Source organism: Plantactinospora sp. CA-294935 (assembly GCF_050936445.1).
In the GTDB taxonomy this organism is placed as follows: domain Bacteria; phylum Actinomycetota; class Actinomycetes; order Mycobacteriales; family Micromonosporaceae; genus Plantactinospora.
The window spans coordinates 7,570,815-7,588,400 of sequence record NZ_JBNJMU010000001.1 but is presented as its reverse complement, the minus strand read 5'-3'; the positions used below and the strand labels follow the sequence as shown (position 1 = coordinate 7,588,400).

General features: G+C 72.2%; 13 protein-coding genes. 7 read left to right on the top strand and 6 right to left on the bottom strand.

Features of this window, described 5'->3' with window-relative positions; genetic code table 11:
• Positions 1-162: 162 nt before the first annotated feature.
• A complete protein-coding gene (locus ACQEVC_RS33175) occupies positions 163-1,650 on the top strand; it encodes an MFS transporter (RefSeq protein WP_432885619.1) in 1,488 nt (495 codons plus the stop codon).
• 193 nt (positions 1,651-1,843) lie between these two features.
• On the opposite strand, the gene ACQEVC_RS33170 is transcribed toward ACQEVC_RS33175, so the two are convergent.
• Positions 1,844-2,194 (bottom strand): MmcQ/YjbR family DNA-binding protein, encoded by a 351-nt coding sequence (locus ACQEVC_RS33170; RefSeq protein ID WP_432885616.1) that lies wholly within the window; start codon positions 2,192-2,194, stop codon positions 1,844-1,846.
• A gap of 58 nt (positions 2,195-2,252) precedes the next feature.
• Between ACQEVC_RS33170 and ACQEVC_RS33165 the strand changes: the two genes are divergently transcribed.
• Positions 2,253-3,608 carry a hypothetical protein gene (locus ACQEVC_RS33165; protein WP_432885615.1) on the top strand — a complete coding sequence of 452 codons (1,356 nt, stop codon included), beginning with the start codon at positions 2,253-2,255 and terminating at the stop codon, positions 3,606-3,608.
• Here ACQEVC_RS33165 and ACQEVC_RS33160 read toward each other — a convergent pair.
• From ACQEVC_RS33160 to ACQEVC_RS33150, 3 genes are read right to left on the bottom strand one after another with little or no spacing between them, the layout of a single operon-like run.
• Positions 3,576-5,792 carry a xanthine dehydrogenase family protein molybdopterin-binding subunit gene (locus ACQEVC_RS33160; protein ID WP_432885612.1) on the bottom strand — a complete coding sequence of 739 codons (2,217 nt, stop codon included), beginning with the start codon at positions 5,790-5,792 and terminating at the stop codon, positions 3,576-3,578. The genes ACQEVC_RS33165 and ACQEVC_RS33160 overlap by 33 nt on opposite strands.
• 1 nt (position 5,793) lies before the next feature.
• Positions 5,794-6,765: an FAD binding domain-containing protein gene (locus ACQEVC_RS33155; RefSeq protein ID WP_432885610.1), complete on the bottom strand. Its 972-nt coding sequence runs from the start codon at positions 6,763-6,765 to the stop codon at positions 5,794-5,796.
• Positions 6,762-7,223, bottom strand: coding sequence for a (2Fe-2S)-binding protein (locus ACQEVC_RS33150; protein ID WP_432891841.1), 462 nt, complete (start codon positions 7,221-7,223; stop codon positions 6,762-6,764). The genes ACQEVC_RS33155 and ACQEVC_RS33150 overlap by 4 nt, the downstream gene beginning before the upstream one ends.
• A 391-nt stretch (positions 7,224-7,614) precedes the next feature.
• On the opposite strand from ACQEVC_RS33150, the gene ACQEVC_RS33145 reads away from it, so the two are divergent.
• The 3 genes from ACQEVC_RS33145 to ACQEVC_RS33135 all read left to right on the top strand — a co-directional run bounded on the left by ACQEVC_RS33145 (position 7,615) and on the right by ACQEVC_RS33135 (position 11,250).
• Positions 7,615-8,418: a hypothetical protein gene (locus ACQEVC_RS33145; protein WP_432885608.1), complete on the top strand. Its 804-nt coding sequence runs from the start codon at positions 7,615-7,617 to the stop codon at positions 8,416-8,418.
• 97 nt (positions 8,419-8,515) lie between these two features.
• Positions 8,516-9,367, top strand: a complete 852-nt coding sequence (locus ACQEVC_RS33140) for an SAM-dependent methyltransferase (RefSeq protein WP_432885606.1) — start codon at positions 8,516-8,518, stop codon at positions 9,365-9,367.
• Positions 9,368-9,396: 29 nt separating this feature from the next.
• The gene (locus ACQEVC_RS33135) at positions 9,397-11,250 is read left to right on the top strand and encodes an Hsp70 family protein (RefSeq protein ID WP_432885603.1); all 1,854 of its coding nucleotides are present in this window, start codon (positions 9,397-9,399) and stop codon (positions 11,248-11,250) included.
• Positions 11,251-11,376: 126 nt separating this feature from the next.
• On the opposite strand, the gene ACQEVC_RS33130 is transcribed toward ACQEVC_RS33135, so the two are convergent.
• Positions 11,377-13,752 carry a M64 family metallopeptidase gene (locus ACQEVC_RS33130; protein ID WP_432885600.1) on the bottom strand — a complete coding sequence of 792 codons (2,376 nt, stop codon included), beginning with the start codon at positions 13,750-13,752 and terminating at the stop codon, positions 11,377-11,379.
• Between the two features lie 230 nt (positions 13,753-13,982).
• Here ACQEVC_RS33130 and ACQEVC_RS33125 point away from each other — a divergent pair, with 230 nt between their 5' ends.
• Positions 13,983-15,017, top strand: coding sequence for a TRM11 family SAM-dependent methyltransferase (locus ACQEVC_RS33125; RefSeq protein ID WP_432885597.1), 1,035 nt, complete (start codon positions 13,983-13,985; stop codon positions 15,015-15,017).
• A gap of 63 nt (positions 15,018-15,080) precedes the next feature.
• Here the strand turns inward: ACQEVC_RS33125 and ACQEVC_RS33120 are convergent, their stop codons facing one another.
• A complete protein-coding gene (locus ACQEVC_RS33120; RefSeq protein ID WP_432885594.1) occupies positions 15,081-16,019 on the bottom strand; it encodes a peptidoglycan DD-metalloendopeptidase family protein in 939 nt (312 codons plus the stop codon).
• A 247-nt stretch (positions 16,020-16,266) separates the two neighbouring features.
• On the opposite strand from ACQEVC_RS33120, the gene ACQEVC_RS33115 reads away from it, so the two are divergent.
• Entirely contained in the window at positions 16,267-17,373 is a 1,107-nt protein-coding gene (locus ACQEVC_RS33115; RefSeq protein ID WP_432885591.1) for an L-dopachrome tautomerase-related protein, read from the top strand.
• Positions 17,374-17,586 lie beyond the last annotated feature (213 nt).

Below are 17,586 nucleotides of genomic sequence, written 5' to 3'. Positions count from 1 at the left end.
CCGGACCGTCCGCCCGACGCGGACGGCCGGGACCGGACCACCCGGCCCGACCGGAACGAGTACCGACCGGAACGAGTACCGGCCGGAGTTCCCTCGATCGGCCAAGCCCGGCCGGCGAGGCCCGCCCGGACCCCGCAGCACCAACACTTTGGAGATCCATCCGTGACCCGGTTCATCCGTCCCACCTCCCGGCGGGCGACCTTCGCCGTCCTCGCCGCCGGTGCCGGCTTCTTCGCGATGTTGCAGTCGCTGATCAGTCCGGTACTGCCGACGATCCAGCACGACCTGAACACCTCGCCGAACACCGTCACCTGGGTACTGACCGCGTACCTGCTGTCGGCGTCGATCTTCACGCCGATCCTGGGCCGGATCGGCGACATGGTCGGCAAGGAACGCATGCTGGTCGCCTCGCTGGTCGCCATCGCCGTCGGCTCGCTGGTGGCCGCGCTCGCCCCGAACATCGGCGTACTGCTGCTGGCCCGGGTCGTGCAGGGCGTCGGCGGCGCCGTCTTCCCACTTTCGTTCGGGATCATCCGGGACGAGTTCCCGGCCAGCCGGATGTCCTCGGCGATCGGCGCGATGTCGGCGATCATCGCCGTCGGCGGCGGACTCGGCGTGGTGGCGGCCGGACCGATCGTCAGCGCGCTCGACTACCGCTGGCTGTTCTGGATTCCGCTGATCGTCGTCTCGGCGACCGCGCTGGCGGCGTACCTGTTCGTGCCCCGGTCGCCGGTCCGGACCGCCGGCCGGATCAACTGGCCCGGCACCGTACTCCTGGCGGGCTGGCTGGTCGCGCTGCTGCTCGGGGTGAGCAAGGCCCCTGCCTGGGGCTGGGGCTCCGGCCGGGTACTCGGCCTGCTGGCCCTGGGCGTCGCCGGCCTGGTCGGCTGGATCGTGGTGGAGAGCCGCTCGGCGAACCCGCTGATCGACATGCGGATGATGCGCCACCCCGGCGTCTGGACGACCAACCTCGTGGCGCTGCTCTACGGCGCCGCCATGTTCGCCATCTACGCCTTCCTGCCGCAGTTCGTGCAGGCGCCGACGAGCGCCGGCTACGGCTTCGGCGCCAGCATCACCACCGCCGGCCTGCTGATGCTGCCGATGCTGGTCACCATGTTCGTGGCCGGGCTGGTCAGCGGGCGGCTGGAGCCGAGGTTCAGCGCCAGGGCCCAACTCGCCACCGGCACCGCGCTCAGTACGCTCTCCGGCGCCTGCCTGGTTTTCGCCCACGACGCGCGCTGGCAGATCGGGTTCGCCGCCGGCCTCTTCGGCCTCGGCATCGGCCTGGCCTTCTCCTCGATGACCAACCTGGTGGTCCGGAACGTCCCAGCCAGCCAGACCGGGGCCGCGACCGGGATGAACGCCAACATCCGCACCATCGGCGGCGCGATCGGTGCGGCGGTGATGAGCAGCGTCGTCACCGCCAACCCGCAGCCGAGCGGGCTGCCCCGGGAGGCCGGCTTCACGCACGGCTTCGCGATGCTGACCGTGCTCTCCCTGGCTGCGATGGTGGCGGCGCTGCTGGTGCCCTCCGGTCGCCGGGAGGTGCGCGAACTCCGCCGGTCGGAACCCGACCAGCCGGTCCGGGCCGACAGCCCGGTCCCCGCTGGGATCGCCGGGCCGGCGCTGCCGGCGCCCGCGAACGGCTGACCCGGTGCCCGCCGGGATCGCCGGGCCGGCACTGCCCGCGCCCGCCACCGGCTGACCCGGATCGGCCCGCCCGACGGCCTCCCGCTGCGGCGGTCGGGGCCGTCGGGCGGTCGTCAGGTCCGTGGGACGGTCGTCAGGTCCGTGGGACGGTCGTCAGGACATCAGGTCGTCGGGGCGTCAGGGCGTCAGGGCGTCAGACCGTCGGGCGGTCGCGTTTCGGCAGCTTGGCGACGACCGCGGAATAGGAGGCGTCGACCGCCTCCCGCAACTCGTCGTCGGGGATTCCGGCGCCGAGCCGCAGGGTGTTCCAGCCGGACCGTCCGATGTAGGCCATCACCGAGGCGTCCTCCGGAAACCGGTGCAGCCACTCGTCGGCCACGTCCCGGTTCGGGCCGCACTTCACGCCGACGCTGGCCCGAGACTCCTGGCCGAGGAAGGCGAAGATCTTCGGCCCCACCTTGATCACCACGTCGCCCTCCCACGGCTCGTCCTGCCAGGCGCCCGGCTTGGCCAGGCAGTAGGCGAGCATCTCGGCCCAGGTCACCAGCGTCCTCCCTGCGGATCGGTCGTCCCATCTTGACAGACGACCTACCCTCGGCGGGGTGTTCGGAAGATCGACGACAGCGCGCCGGGTGCTGCGCTGGTCGTACCTCCTGCTCGCCGTCGTGGTCACGGCCGGCGCGGCGACCGGGGCAGTCCGGCTGGTCGTGCCGGCCACCGCCGGTCCCACCGCCGACCCGCCCGGAGTACGTCGCCAGCTCGCCTTCCTCCGCGCCGAGCTGACCGGCGGCGCCGGGGAGGCGGCACAGCGACTCTTCCCCGAGGGCTACTTCTTCCTGCACACCCTCTACGGGCTGAGCTGGGTCGAACTCGGCCTGCGCCAGCCCGAGGCCGAGCGGGGCACCGCGCTGCGGGAGGCCCGCTGGGCACTGGACCGTCTCGACTCACCGGCCGGCCGCGCGCCGTTCAGCCCCGACCTCACCCCGTCGTACGGCGTCTTCTACCGGGGCTGGTCCAACTGGCTGCGCGGCGGGGTGCTGAGCCTGCAACCCGGCACGTCACGGGATCCGGCCGAGCTGGCCCGGTTCACCGACGACTCCGTCGCGCTCGGTGCGGCCTTCGACGCGTCGGTGTCGCCCTACCTGCCGGCGTACCCGGAGCAGGCCTGGCCGGTCGACTCCACCGTGGCGGTCGCCTCGCTGCGGCTGCACGACACACTGCTGCCCGCCCGGTTCGGCGACACCGTCGACCGGTGGCTGGCCGGGGTACGCCAACGGCTCGACCCGGCCACCGGACTGCTGCCGCACCGGGTCGATCCGGCGACCGGGGCACCGGCCGAGGGTGCCCGGGCCACCTCGCAGAGCATGATCCTGCGCTTCCTGGTCGACGTGGACCCGGGCTTCGCCCGCGAGCAGTACCTCGGCTTCCGGGACCGGTTCGTGGCCACGCCGCTCGGGCTCGGCCCGGCCGTCCGGGAGTATCCGGCCGGTACCTCCGGCCCGGGTGACGTCGACTCCGGCCCGCTGCTGCTCGGGGTCAGCCTCTCGGCGACCGTGGTGACGCTGGGCGCGGCGCAGGTCCAGGGCGACGCCGCGCTGGCCGGCGCGCTGGCGAACTACGGCGAGCTGGCCGGGGTACCCCTGGAGACCCCGTGGTCCAAGCGGTACGCCTTCGGCGCGGTGCCGATCGGCGACGCCTTCCTGGCCTGGTCGAAGACGGCCCGGCCGTGGGTGGCGGAGCCGCCCGCCGGGCTGCCGGCGCAGACCTCCGGCTGGTGGCGGCTGCCGCTGCTCACCCTGCTGGTGCTGCTCGGCGCCGCTCCCTGGCTGCCGGTGCTGCTCGTCCGGCGGCGACGCCGACCGGCACCGTCCCCGGCCGGCGGGTCCTCCTCGGTCAGGGCGTCCTCCTCGGTCGAGACGCCGTCCTCAGTCGAGCAGCTTGTCCAGGGTGATCGGTAGCTCGCGGATCCGCCGCCCGGTGGCGTTGTGGACGGCGTTGCCGATCGCGGCGGCGACCCCGACCGTGCCGAGTTCGCCGATGCCGCGCGCGCCCAGCGGGTTGAACAGCAGGTCCGGGTGGTCGAGAAAGTGCACGTCGATCGGGGGGATGTCGGCGTTCACCGGCAGCAGGTAGTCGGCGAAGTTGCCGTTGGCGATTCGGCCGGTCTCCGGCTCGACGGCGGCGCCCTCCAGCAGCGCCTGACCGATGCCGAAGACGACGCCGCCGATGATCTGGCTGCGGGCGGTCTTGGCGTTGATGATCGCCCCGCCGTCGATCACCGTGGTCATCCGGCTCAGCCGGGGCTCGCCGGTCCACCGGTTGACCCGGACCTCACAGAAGTGCGCGCCGAACGAGGTGAAGGCGTGCTTCCCGTGCTCCGGGCCGGGTGCCGCGGTGCCGGTCGCCTCGACGCCGGCCGAGGAGACCGCGCGCAGCAGCTCCGGAAAGCCGATCCGCCGGTCCGGGGACACGAGGTCGCCCCGGTCGTACCGGACGTCGGCGGCGGGCACCCCGGCAAGCGGCGACCGCTCGTCGGTCACCGCGAGTGTGATCAGCGTGGTGATCGCTGCCTCGGCTGCGGCGGCCACCGCCGGACCGGTACTCGCGGTGGCGCCCGAGCCGAACGCGCCGATGTTGGCGGCCAGGGTGGAGTCGCCGAGGTCACTGCGGATCCGGGCGACCGGCAGGCCGAGCGCCTCCGCGCCGAGCACGGCCAGCACCGTCCACATCCCGGTGCCGAGGTCGGCGGTGGCGCTGGAGACCGATACGTCGCCGTCAGGCAGGAACCGTACCTTCACCGAGGCCGGGAACCGCTCGCCGGGATAGTTGGCGGTGGCCATCCCCATCCCGACCAGCCACTCGCCCTGCACGACGGCGCCGGGGGTCGGGTTGCGGCGGGCCCAGCCGAACCGCTGGGCGCCGACCCGGTAGCACTCGTCCAGGTGCTTGCTGGACCACGGTACGTTCCGCCCCGGATAGACCGTGGCGTAGTTGCGCAGCCGCAGCTCGACCGGGTCCAGCCGCAGTTCGGCGGCGAGTTCGTCCAGCGCGCTCTCCAGAGCGAACGAGCCGGACTCCTGGCCGGGCGCCCGCATCCAGGTCGGCGGCGGCACGTCCAGCGTGACGATCTTCTGTTCCAGGTGCAGGTTCTCGGTCTTGTAGAGATAGCGCGACGTGGTGTGCGCCGAACTCTCGAAGATGCCGCCCGAGCTGGACTGGCTGGCCCAGACCTGGTGCTTGACCGCGACCAGGGTGCCGTCCCGGCGGGCGCCCAGGTGCACCGTCTGGCGTACGGCGGAACGGTTTCCGCTGATCGTGAAGGTCTGCTCCCGGGTCAGCACCACCTTGACCGGCCGACCGAGCGTACGCGCGGCAGCGGCGGCGAGCAGCGGATGCGCCCAGGTGGCGATCTTGTTGCCGAAGCCGCCCCCGACGTGCGGGCTGACCACCCGCACCTTCGCCGCCTCGACGCCGAGCGCCGCCGCCATCGCGCCGACGGTCAGCGAGGCGCTCTGCGTACCGGTGTAGAGGGTCAGCGCCCCGTCCTGCCAGGCGGCGACGCAGGCGTGCGGCTCCATCGCGCTGTGGTGCTTGCCCGGCTGCTGGTAGGTGCCGGAGACGGTCACCTCGCTGGCCGCCAGCGCGTCGTCGATCGAGCCGACCCCGTCGGCCAGGAACTCCAGCCGGGCGGGCTCGCCCATCATCGGGCCGGGATCGGTGGCCCCCGGGATGCCGTCGGTGAAGGAGACCGCCGCCGGCCGGACCTCGTAGTCGGACCGGACCAGCGCGGCGGCGTCCCGGGCCTGCTCGAACGTCTCCGCCACCACCAGCCCGATCGCCTGCCCGTGATAGCGCACCTCGGTGTCCTGCAACGGCAGCCAACCGTGTCCGACGCTGAACGGCGTGCCGCTGCCGAGCAGCGCCAGCGAGCGGAACGGCGTGTAGACCGCCAGTACGCCGGGGGAGGCTTCGGCGGCGGCGACGTCCATCGCCCGGATGGTGCCCCGGGCGACCGTACTGAGCAGCAGGTAGCCGTGCGCGAGCCGCTCGACGGGCTGGTCGGCGGCGTACCGGGCCGCACCGGTGACCTTGAGCCGGCCGTCGACCCGGTTGACCGAGACCGTCCGTGCAGCGCCGCTCATCTCAACCCACCAGGTTCGTCAGGGCGCGCACGATGGTGCGCCGGACCAGCGTCGTCTTGAACCGGTTGTGCGCCAGCGGTCGGGCCGCCTCGACCGCCAGGGCGGCGGCTGCCTCGAACACCTCCGGCCGGGGAGCCTTGCCGCGCAGCGCGTCCTCCACCGCCGGCAGCCGCCAGGGCCGGGTGCCGACCCCGCCCACCGCCACCCGTACGTCCCGGACCAGGCCACCGCGCAGGTCCAGCGCCACCGCCGCCGAGGCGAGGGCGAACTCGTACGACTGCCGGTCCCGGATCTTCAGGTACGCCGACCGGGTGGCCCAGGGCAGCGGCGGCACGGTGACCCGGGTGACCAGTTCGCCCGGGCGCAGGTCGTGCTCCCGGTCCGGGGTGTCCCCGGGCAGCAGGTAGAAGTCGGCGAGCCGGACGTCCCGGGTCCCGCCCCGGCCGACCAGCCGGACCCGTGCGTCCAGCGCGACCAGGGCGACGGCCAGGTCGCTGGGGTGGGTGGCGACGCAGGAGTCGCTGGTGCCGAGGATGGCGTGGCCGCGGTTCTCGCCGTCGACCGCCGGGCAGCCGGAGCCGGGCCGGCGCTTGTTGCAGCCGGTGGTGGTGTCCCGGAAGTAGCCGCAGCGGACCCGTTGCAACAGGTTGCCGCCGATGCTCGCCATGTTGCGCAACTGCGGCGAGGCGCTGTGCAGCAGGGCCTGGGCGATCACCGGATATTCACCGGCCACCAGCGGATGCCCGGCGACGTCGCTCATCCGTTCCAGCGCACCGACGTGCAGCCCCTCCCGGTCGGCCGAGACGCCGCGCAGCGGCAGCCGGTTGATGTCCACCACCTGGCGGGGGGTCATCACCTCCAGCTTCATCAGGTCCACCAGCGTGGTCCCGCCGGCCAGGTAGGCAATGCCGGCTCCGCCGCCGGCGACGGCCTGCGACACGCTCTGTGCGGTGCGGTAGTCGAAGGGCCTCATCGGTCCGCCCCGCTCCGCCGGGCCGTCCGGACGGCGGCCACGATGTTCTCGTACGCCCCGCAGCGGCAGATGTTGCCGGACATGTGCTCGCGGATCTCCTCGTCCGAGCCGGTGTGCCCCTCGTCGAGCAGGGCCACCGCCGACATGATCTGCCCGGAGGTGCAGAACCCGCACTGGAAGGCGTCGCAGTCGATGAACGCCTGCTGCACCGGGTGCAGCCGGTCGCCGTCGGCCAGTCCTTCCACGGTGGTGACCCGGCGCCCGGCGGTGGCCGCCGCCAGGGTCAGGCAGGAGAGCACCCGTCGACCGTCGACGTGCACCGTGCAGGCGCCGCACTGGCCCCGGTCACAGCCCTTCTTGGAACCGGTCAGCCCGAGCCGCTCGCGCAGCGCGTCCAGCAGGGTGACCCGGGAGTCGATCCGCAGCCGCTCGGTGCGGCCGTTGACCGCCACCGTTATCTCGACGGTCGCCGCGCCGGCCGGCTCCGGCGCCGGTGCCGCGCCGGCCGGCTCCGCCAGCCCGGTGTCGACCGCCGGCCCGGCTGCCGCGCCGACGGCCAGCCCGGCCGAGGCGACCGCCGTCCGGTGCAGCACACCGCGCCGGGACACCCCGGAGGGTAGGACGTCGACGGGGGGCGAGTCCGATCCGGACCCACTGCTCATAGCACACCTCCGGACGTGCCACCGGCCGGTGCGGGGCGCGTACGCGTACGCGCGGTGCGGTGGGGCACCGGACCACGGCCGGGGCCCTCCAGTAAACCAAAGATGATCGTCAATGTCGATGGAGTCGGCGGGATGTCGGGCGTACCCGGGTGGCGCCATCCATCGATATCTGTCATGCTCTTGCGCCATGGTCGGGCTGACGAAACGGTTTCCCCTCATCCTCCTCACCGCCGCTGCGGTACTCGCCAGCGGCGGCGCCGCACAGGCCGGCGGCGGGCAGGCCGGGCACGGTGGCCCGCCCGGCGGCTGCGGTCCCCGCACGCTGCTGTTCTGCGAGGACTTCGAACGGCTGCCCACCGGCGGTGCCGCCTCGCTGGCCTGGGGCATCGACACCAAGGACGGGATCCTGACGGTCGAGCGGCAGCGGCACGACAAGGTGCTGCGGGTGCACACCGAGGGCAACGGCCGGGCCTTCCTCAAGGTGGACGACTTCGCCGCGCCGGGCAACAGCTTCTACGGCCGGATCCGGTTGAAGGTGGACGCCTTCCCGACCGCCCCCGACTGGGCGCACTTCACCCTGGTCGAGGCGACCGGCCCGGGCAGCGCCGAGGTGGTCCGGCCGATCGGCGGCCAGTGGGCGCCACCGCTGGGCGGGTCGTACTGGGGCGTCGGCGCCGACGGCGGACCGACCGGTGACTGGACGAACTGGCGGGAGTCCGCGCCCACCGTGGAGGACCGGTGGCAGTGCTTCGAGTGGCAGTGGGACGCCACCGACAACCGGGTCGCGGTCTGGATCGACGGCGTCGCCCAGCCCGAGATGACGGTCAGCACCACCGAGCACGGCGGCAACCCGGTCGACTTCGTCCTGCCCCGCGCCGACACGGTGAAGATCGGCTGGCAGCTCTACCAGGGCGGCCCCACCCCGGACCACTTCGACCTCTGGATCGACGACATCGCCCTCGCCGGGCACCGGGTGGGCTGCGGCCGCTGAGCCGCGACACGCGCCCGGGCCAACGCTCGCAAAGGGAGGGTCGACGGAGCCGCTACGCTGGTAATCCGTCCCCCTCGATCCGTACGGAGCTGATCTCGTGACCGCGCCAAACGACGGAGGCTACCCCGCCTTTCCGATCGACGTCCCGACCTCGGCCCGGATGTACGACTATTCCCTCGGCGGCAAGGACAACTTTCCGGCGGACCGGGCAGCCGTGCAGTTCGTCAACTCGCAGTACCCGTCCAGCCTGGACGTGACCCGGGAGAACCGGCTCTTCCTCTACCGGGCGGTCCGGTTCCTCGCCCGCGACCTGGGCATCAGGCAGTTCCTCGACCTGGGCAGCGGGCTGCCGACCCAGGCGAACGTGCACCAGGTGGCGCAGCAGTTCCAGCCCGGGGCCCGGGTGGTCTACGTCGACGTCGACCCGATCGTGCTGGCGCACGGGCGCGCCCTGCTGGCCGACGACGAGACGACCCGGGTGATCGCCGCCGACGTCACCGAGCCGGAGCGGATCCTCGCCGACTCCGACGTCCGCAAGATGATCGACTTCTCCCGGCCGGTCGCGGTGCTGCTGCTCTCGGTCACCCACTCCATCGTCGACGACGACAAGGTCCGCCACCTGCTCGCGGTGATGCGCGAGGCGATGGCCCCGGACAGCTACCTGGGCTACTCGCAGCTCGCCGGCACCGACCGGGCCGGAGTGGACGCCGGCAACGCGATGGTGAAGAAGATGGGCATCACCTGGAAGAACCGTATGGTCGACGAGGTGGCGGAGTTCGTCCGCGACTTCGAGCCGGTCGAGCCGGGGCTGGTCGACGTCAAGACCTGGCGTCCCGACCCGACCCAGCCGCCGCTCGCACCGGTCGACGAGGCGCTCCGGCCGTACCTGGGCAGGGGCGCGGAGGAGACCCGGTTCTACGAGTACGGTGGCGTGCTGCGCCGGCCCTGAGCCTGCCGGGTCTCGTAGACTCCGGTGCCGTGACGGGCCTCAGCTTCGCGCTTTCTGTCGACTACGGGACCTCACACACGGTCGGGATGCTGCGGTGGCCGGACGGCCGGGTCCGGCCGTTGGTGTTCGACGGTTCGCCGCTGCTCTCCTCCGCCGTCTTCGCCACATCCGACGGCCGGATACTCGTCGGGCGGGACGCCGAGCGCAGTGCGCGGGTCGACCCGGCCCGCTACGAGCCGAATCCGAAGCGGATGGTCGACGCGGGTGAACTGCTGCTCGGCGCGCGGGCGTACCCGATCGCCGAGCTGGTCGCGGCCGGGTTGCGGCGGGTCTACGCCGAGGCGGTCCGCGCGGCCGGGCAGGCGCCGGCAACGGTGACGATCACCCATCCCGCGACCTGGGGACCGGCCCGACGACAGGTGCTGCACTCGGCCGCCGCCCTCGCCGGACTGCCCCGGGTCGGGCTGGTGGACGAGCCGTCCGCCGCCGCCGCGTACTTCGTCCGGGTGCTCGGGCGGCAACTCGCGCCGGGCCAGGCCATCATGGTCTTCGACCTGGGCGCCGGCACCTTCGACGTGAGCGTCGTACGCCGGACGCCCGGCTCCTTCGAGACGGTGGCGACCGACGGCATGGACGCGTTCGGCGGAGTGGACCTCGACGCGATCGTGGTGGAGCGGATCGGCGCGGCCGTGGCGGCGAGCGATCCGGAACGCTGGCGCCGGCTGACCGTTCCGGCCGGACCGGAGGACCTCCGCGACTTCCGGCTCTTCTGGGACGACGCCAAGGCGGCGAAGGAGATGCTCTCCCGCCAGCCGACGGCCTCGGTGCACCTCCCCATCCTCAACCGGGACGTGCACGTTACCCGGGAGGAGTTCGAGCAGGCGGCCCGACCGGTGCTGACCCGGGCGGTCCGGTTGGCCGTGCAGACCCTGGACAACTACCACCGGGATCACCGGGAGCGGGTCTCCGCCGTCTTCCTGGTCGGTGGATCGACCCGGATCCCACTGGTGGCGACGCTGCTGCACCAGCACTCGGAGATGGCGCCGGTCGCGATCGAGCAGCCCGAGTTCGTGGTGGCCGAGGGCGGGCTGCACCTGCCGGCGATGGCGATCAGGGAGCCGGTCGGCGTCGCCGGCCACGCCGAGACGCCGAATCCGCACGCCGGCTCGGCGACTCCGCCCGGCGCGCCCACCCCGCTTTCCGGCGTGCCCCCGACTCCGCCCGGGGCGTCCGCGCCGGTGCCGGGCCCGCTGCCCGGCGCGTCCGCGCCGCCGTGGGGTGCCGCCGGCCGTACCGTGCCCCGGCGGCGCCGTCGTGCCGTGGTGGCCGGGGCGGTGGCGGTGGTCGTGCTGGCGCTGGCCGCCGTCGGCGGCGTGATCTGGTGGCGGACCGGTTCCCCCACCCGGGCCTTCGGCGACGACAGCGACCTGCGCGAGTTCGCGGGGAGGTTCATCGCCGCGGCCGACAGGTGCGAGCGGTCGGGCGACGCGACGCGGCACCGGGACGAGACCGGGCTGGAGATGCCGGACGACAACTTCAGAGCCGTCGTACGGTGTCAGGGCAACGACTGGATCGGGTACTTCTACAACTCCGGCGCCCCCCGTGGGCTGCCGAACCACTCGCCGGACGACTATCGGACCCAGATCTCCGACGGCGTCATCGACCGGTACAGCGGAGTGCTCGAACTCTCCGGCGAGGTGAGCCAGCAGGCCGGCAGCGGGCCGCTGCAGGCGTACGTGGAGTTCAGGGCCGCCAGCGACCGGCCCGGCATCTACTGGGAGCCCACCGACCGCTACACCTACCGGCTCGGGGCCGCGGTGCTCAACCTGGACCCGGCGGCCGGGATCGAGCCGTTGCGGGAAATCTGGCGCGACCACGCCTGACGGCGTCTTCCCGCCGGACGGCCGGACGGCGTCTCCCCGCCGGACGGCATGCCCGCCGGACGGCCGGGCCGGTGGTGGTAACCCGAGGCACCCACCACCGGCCCGGGGCCGATCAGCCGGTCACCGTCACCACCCGGTGCACTCGCCCGAGGCGTGGCCACGGACCTGGTTGCGTACCCCGAAGTCGGCCACCAGCCCGTTGCCGGTGCAGGAGAGCAGGCCGCTGATCCGGTTGCCGGCCATGGCCAGCCCGTGCTCACCACCGGCGTTGCCGGCGAGCCGGACCGCGCCGCTGAACGTGCTGCCGACACTCGCCACGGTGCCGGTGCTGCCGCTGATCTGGACCGCGCCGCTGACCGTCGCGCCGAAGATCTGCACCGCGACCGCCCGGTCGGTGCTGATCCCGCCGGAGATCTCACCGCCGGAGACGATCAGCGAGGCACCGGGGCGTACGGTGATCCGGCCGGCCACCCAGGCGTCCTTGAGGCAGGTCACCCCGGTGGCGACGGTCAGGTTGCCGGCCCGGGCACCGGAGATCGTCCGGGTGCAGGCCGGCGAGGAACCCGGCAGCACGGTGGCCCGGAACTCGTCCGCCGAGCCGATGTTGCCGGCCGCGTCGATCGCCCGGTGCTCGACGGTGTGCGTGCCGTAGCCCGGTTCGGTCTCCTCGAAGACCGCCTTGGAGAGCCCGCCCGAGCCGAGGTTGCCGTAGACCAGCGACTTCACCACCGTGCCGGTGGGGGTGAACAGGAACGGCGTACCGGCCGGGGCGTCCGGCCAGCCGAAGTAGTTGAACCAGCCGTCCCGGTCGAGCCGGAACTCGCCGACGGTGAACCCGGGCCGGTCGTCGGTCGGCTCCAGCCCCATGGTGAACCGCTCGAAGTAGACGTGGTGCGGGGTGCCGCCCGGCAGCGTGGTGACCGGCGGCGAGAGGGTCGCCGTGGTGCCCGCCTCGAGGTTGTCGACCGTCCAGGTGCGGGTCTCCGAGTCCCCGCCGGGAGCGGCCGGATCGGTCACCGTCGCGGTGAGCCGGTAGCTGCCCGGAGCCAGCCGCAGCGCACCCAGGTCGAGGTTGCGACTGTTGTGCGGGTTCGGCAACACCGTGCCGTCCAGTCGCCAGGTCACGTCCAGTACCCGGTCGACCGGGTGGGTCGTCTCGACGTACACCACGTCCTCGCCGCCTACCGCGCGCTCGTCGGTCTGGGTCGAGGCGGTGAACGCCACGTCCACCTCCGACGGCGGGCTCGGCTCGGCGCCGACCGTCCACTGCCGGCTCTGGGTCAGCGCCGGCCCGTTGCGGATCGCCGGGTCCCGGACGAACTCGGTGGGATCCGACACCGTCACCCGTACGACGTCGCCGGGCCGGACGTCCAGGTCGGCGAGTTCCAGGTTGCGGCTGTTGTGGGTGTCCGGCACCGCGACCCCGTTGACCGCCCAGCGCACGTCCAGCTCGTGGTAGACCGGATGCTGGGTCTCCACCCAGAGCACGTCGGTGCGCCCGACCGCCCGGTCCGTGGGGGTGGCGGAGAGCGTCATCGCGTTGGTGTTGCGGCGGCCGGAGATCCGCTGCGTCATGATCTCCCGGCTGACCTGGTCGTAGTAGAAGCCGATCCAGCGCATGATGGAGTGCTCGCTGGGCCGCCAGACGCCCGAGGTGGCGTACATGCCGCTCTCGTAGCGGCCGATCGTGCCGCCGGACTCGCTCTCCTCGCCGAGCCAGCGCCACCACTTCGCCTGCTGCTCGACCATCTGCTGCTCGGTCAGCCGGGTGTGGTGCCGCGAGTCCGGCTCGGCGCAGTCGTCGGTGCAGTACGGCCCGCCCGGGTCGGGGCGGTTGGAGTACGGGTACTCGTCCTGGAGCTGTCCCAGCGAGTGGCCCAGTTCGTGCGGGCTGATCAGTGGCCCCTGCGGGGCGCTGCCGGAGGTGGTCGCGTTGGTGCCGCCGATCCCGCCGTACGTGTCGGTGTTGGCGATCGCCAGGATCTGCCGGTTGCTGGCGGTCACCCCGAGCGGCGCGACGAGCTGCTGGAGATAGCGGTTGAGCGCCTGGGTGCCGTACGGCTGGAAGGTGATGCCCCGGGCGAGCGGGTTGGTGCAGCCGTCCGCGTAGTGCAGGCCGAGCGGGGTGATCCGGTCCGGGTCCGGCGGATCGTCGTCCGGGTCGCAGCGGATGCCGGACTCACCGGAGACGATCTCGATCACGTAGACGTTGAAGTAGTTCCGGTAGCTGCGGTACGGCTCGATGCTCCACTGCACGTTCATGTGCCGGTCCACGTCGGCGTGGAACTTCGGCAGCTCGGCCGCGGTGTAGCCGTCGCCGAGCAGGATCAGGTTGAGCCGCTCGCTGGCCGGGCCGGTGACCTGGAGCGGGACGAGCCGGGCGCTGCCCACCTCGGGCTCGGCGGCGGCCGGGCTGGGCTGGGCCAGGGCCAGCAGTCCGGCCGTCAGGGCCACCGAGGCGAGGGTGGCGAGTTTCCGTCTTCTCGACGCGGTCAATCTCATCGACGTCACCTGCCGGACTCGGGGGTGGTCGGCTCCGGGAACGGGCCCGGAACGGAACAGTCGGCATAGATCATCGGGGAAGGCTAACCCGCTGCGCGGCGGCGGGTCATCCATCAACTGCCGCAAGTATCCGCCGCCGTACCGACACCCCGGCTGACCTCGACGGAGGCGGCTGCGGAGCGCCGACTAGCATCTACCGGTCGCAAGCGTGCGAATTGCCGGAAGGACAGATGAGCCAGTACGCGTTGTTGATCTCTCCGTCGTCGAACCGCGTCTACGCGGACGCCTCGGTGACGCTGACCCGGGCCGAGCTGGCGGCCTTCGACCGGGCCGTGCTCGGCGGCCGGCTGCACGACATCGCCGAGACCGTGCTCGGTGGCGTCCGCTACGTCACCTTCACCGCCGACCAGCTCGACGGACGCGACGTCGCGTACCTGGCCAACCTGTCGTCGATCTACGTGTTGTTCGAGGTCACCGGCGGACTGCTCCGGCCGGTCGAGCTGCGCCGGCTGGACCGGTTCGACGACGACCTGCTGACCATCCCGAAGTATCCGGGCAAGACCAACGAGCAGTTCACCAAGCTGCTGCTCAACGTGACGCTGCTCGCCTCGGACTTCGCCCCGCAGATGCTGGACCGGAAGTTCCGGGTGCTCGACCCGCTCTGCGGCCGGGGCACCACCCTCAACCAGGCGCTGATGTACGGGTACGACGCCGCCGGGGTGGATCGCGACCAGAAGGACTTCGAGGCGTACTCGACGTACATCCAGACCTGGTTGAAGCGTAAGCGGGTGAAGCACCGGGCCGAGTCCGGGCCGGTGCGCCGGAACCGGCAGGTGGTGGCCCGGCGGTTGCAGGTCGACCTCGCCGCCGACAAGGAGTCCTACCGGGCGGGCCAGACCCAGCGGCTGGACGTGGTGCAGGTGGACACCGTCCGCAGTGCGGAGTTCTTCCGGCCCGGCAGCCAGGACCTACTGGTGACGGACGCCCCGTACGGCGTACAGCACGGCAGCCGCAGCGCCGGGCACGGGCTGGCGCGCAGCCCGCTCGCCCTGCTCGCCGAGGCGGTGCCGGTCTGGGTCGACCTGCTCCGGCCCGGTGGGGCACTCGGCATCGCCTGGAACACCCAGGTGGCCCGCCGGGACGAGGCGGCCCGGGTCCTCGCCGACGCCGGCCTGGAGGTGCTGGCCGACGGTCCGTACCTGGAGTTCGCCCACCGGGTCGACCAGGCGATCGTCCGCGACATCCTGGTCGCCCGCAAGCGCTGAGGAGCGTGCTGGTCGGGAAGGCCCCCGCTACGAAGACGACGAGCGGGGGCCTTTCCGGACAGCTCAGTAGCTGCAACCGCTGGTGGGCAGGCTGCTGGCGGCGGGCGGGGTGACGCCGTCGTAGAGGGCGAGCAGGAAGTTCTGCGGGCAGCGGCTGGTGCTGCCGGTCCGGATGCCGAAGTGCAGGTGCGGGCCGGTCGAGTTGCCGGTGTTGCCGGTCGAGCCGATCCGCTGCCCGGCCGTGACGGTGGCACCGGACGCCACCGACCAGGCGGAGAAGTGGCAGTACGTGTAGATCGCCCCGTCGGTGCCGGTCAGGTTGATGCCCTGGCCGCAACTGCTGTCGTTGATCCGGACCACGGTGCCGGCCCGGACGGCGTACGCGGCCGTGCCGGTCGGCACCGGCAGGTCGATCGCCGGATAGTCGTGGTGCGGGTCGTCGTACTCGCTGCGCGGCAGCGCGGTGCGGGGCAGCGGCAGGGAGAAGCTGGTGCCGCCACCGGTGGCGGTGGTGATCCGGACCGCGTCGGCGACCACGTAACCGGTGCCGCTGGTCCACCGGCTGACCCCGACCGCGTTGTAGTCGCCGGCGGCGAGCGGGAAGGTGCCGAGGCTGACCCACCGGCCACCGTTGGTCCGCTGGTTGACCGGGACGCTCTGGTTGCCGCTGGTGGTGGCGACGACGAACGGGGTGGCGTTGTTGTAGCCGGGGTCGGCCGGGTAGAAGACCTCCACCAGGTAATTGCCGGCGCTGGGGACGTTGACCTTGAACCAGGCCACGTCGCTGGCGGTGGTGTCGGGGGTGGCGTACCGGTAGTCGGGGCCCTGCCGGTCGGCGGACCAGGTGGACGTACCCCAGTTGGCGCTGGCGGTGAAGCGGTCGGCGGTGGTGTTGTCGACCGTCACCGTCGCGGCGCTGGCGGGAGTGGCCGTCAGCAGGATCGGGGCGGCGAGTGCGGTCGCGGTGAGGATGGCCAGGCTACGTGCGTATCCGGTCTTCATCGAAGGGCCCTTCGGCGCAGGCGAGGCGAAAAGTTGAAGGTATTTAACCAATCGTGAGCGCTGTTGGAAAGACTCCTACATAGATGTGCGACTGTGCCTGGGAACGGAGCTCAGAGTAGCAGTCGGATATCAGCGGCAAATCCTGCTATTCAGGTATTCCGCAGCGTTGTTCGGTTTACAGTGGCGTGGTGGCCGAGCCGGTCGCGGACTCGGCCGCTCCTATCCGGGCGGGCCACGGGGGGGCCGGATGAGCGACGAACTGACCAGCGAAGAGCCGCTCGGCCGGCTGGAGACCGTGCACACCTTCTCCGGTGCCATGCCCACCGGGGTCACCGTCTCCCGGCAGGGAAGGATCTTCGTCAACTTCCCGCGCTGGGGAGACCAGGTCGACGCCACCGTCGCCGAGCTGCGGGACGGGGCCTGCGTGCCCTATCCGGACCAGGACTGGAACAGCCCGGCCGGCGACGACGACGCCGGTGCCTTCGTCTCGGTGCAGAGCGTCGTGGTCGACCCGACCGACCGGCTCTGGGTGCTCGACACCGGCAGCCCGAAGTTCCGGCCGACCCGCACCGGCGGTCCCAAACTGGTCTGCGTCGACCTCGACACCGACCTGGTCACCCAGACCATCGTGTTCCCCGCCGACGTGGCGCTGCCCAGCTCGTATCTCAACGACGTCCGGTTCGACCTGCGCCGCCGCTCTGCCGGGGTCGCCTTCCTCACCGACTCGTCCAACTCCGGTCCGAACGGGATCGTCGTGGTGGACCTGGCCAGCGGGACGGCCTGGCGCCGGCTGAACGACCACCCGTCCACCAAGGCCGAACCGCTGGCCACGTTCCGGCCGCTGGTCGAGGGGCGGCCGTTCCTGGTCTGCCCGCCCGACGGGCCGCCGAGCCCGGTCTCGATGGGCTCCGACGGGATCGCGATCTCGGCCGACGGCAGCCGCCTCTACTACTGCCCGCTCGCCTCCCGCCGGCTCTACAGCGTCTCGACCGACGCGCTGGTCGACCGGTCCCTGGACGACGCCGAGGTGGCGGCGACGGTCCGGGACGAGGGGGACAAGGGGTCCGGCTCCGACGGGCTGGAGAGTGACGACGCGGGCCGGGTCTATCTCACCGCGTACGAGCAGAACGCCGTCCTGCGCCGGCACCCGGACGGCCGGTTCGAGGCGTTGGTACGCGACCCTCGCCTGCTCTGGCCGGACACCATGTCCGTCAGCGCCGACGGATATCTCTACGTCACCGCCAACCAACTCCACCGGCAGGCCGACTACTCCGGCGGGGTCGACCGGCGACGCCGGCCGTACGCCCTGTTCCGGGTCGGTATCGACGCCGGCCCGGTGGCGCTGCTGCCCTGATCGGCGGGTATTCGATCACCTACCAGTGATCAACGACAATGTCGACACCGGAACCGACCATCGTCCGACAAGGAAAGATCGTCCGTCGGGGATACCGGGTCTTCCGTTCCGGACCAACCTGATCGGGCTATGGTAACGAGCTATTCGGCCGGCGCGAACAAGCTCTTTGGTCGCATCTCAAGCGATTCCCGCGTCGTTTCCTTCCTGGAAAAC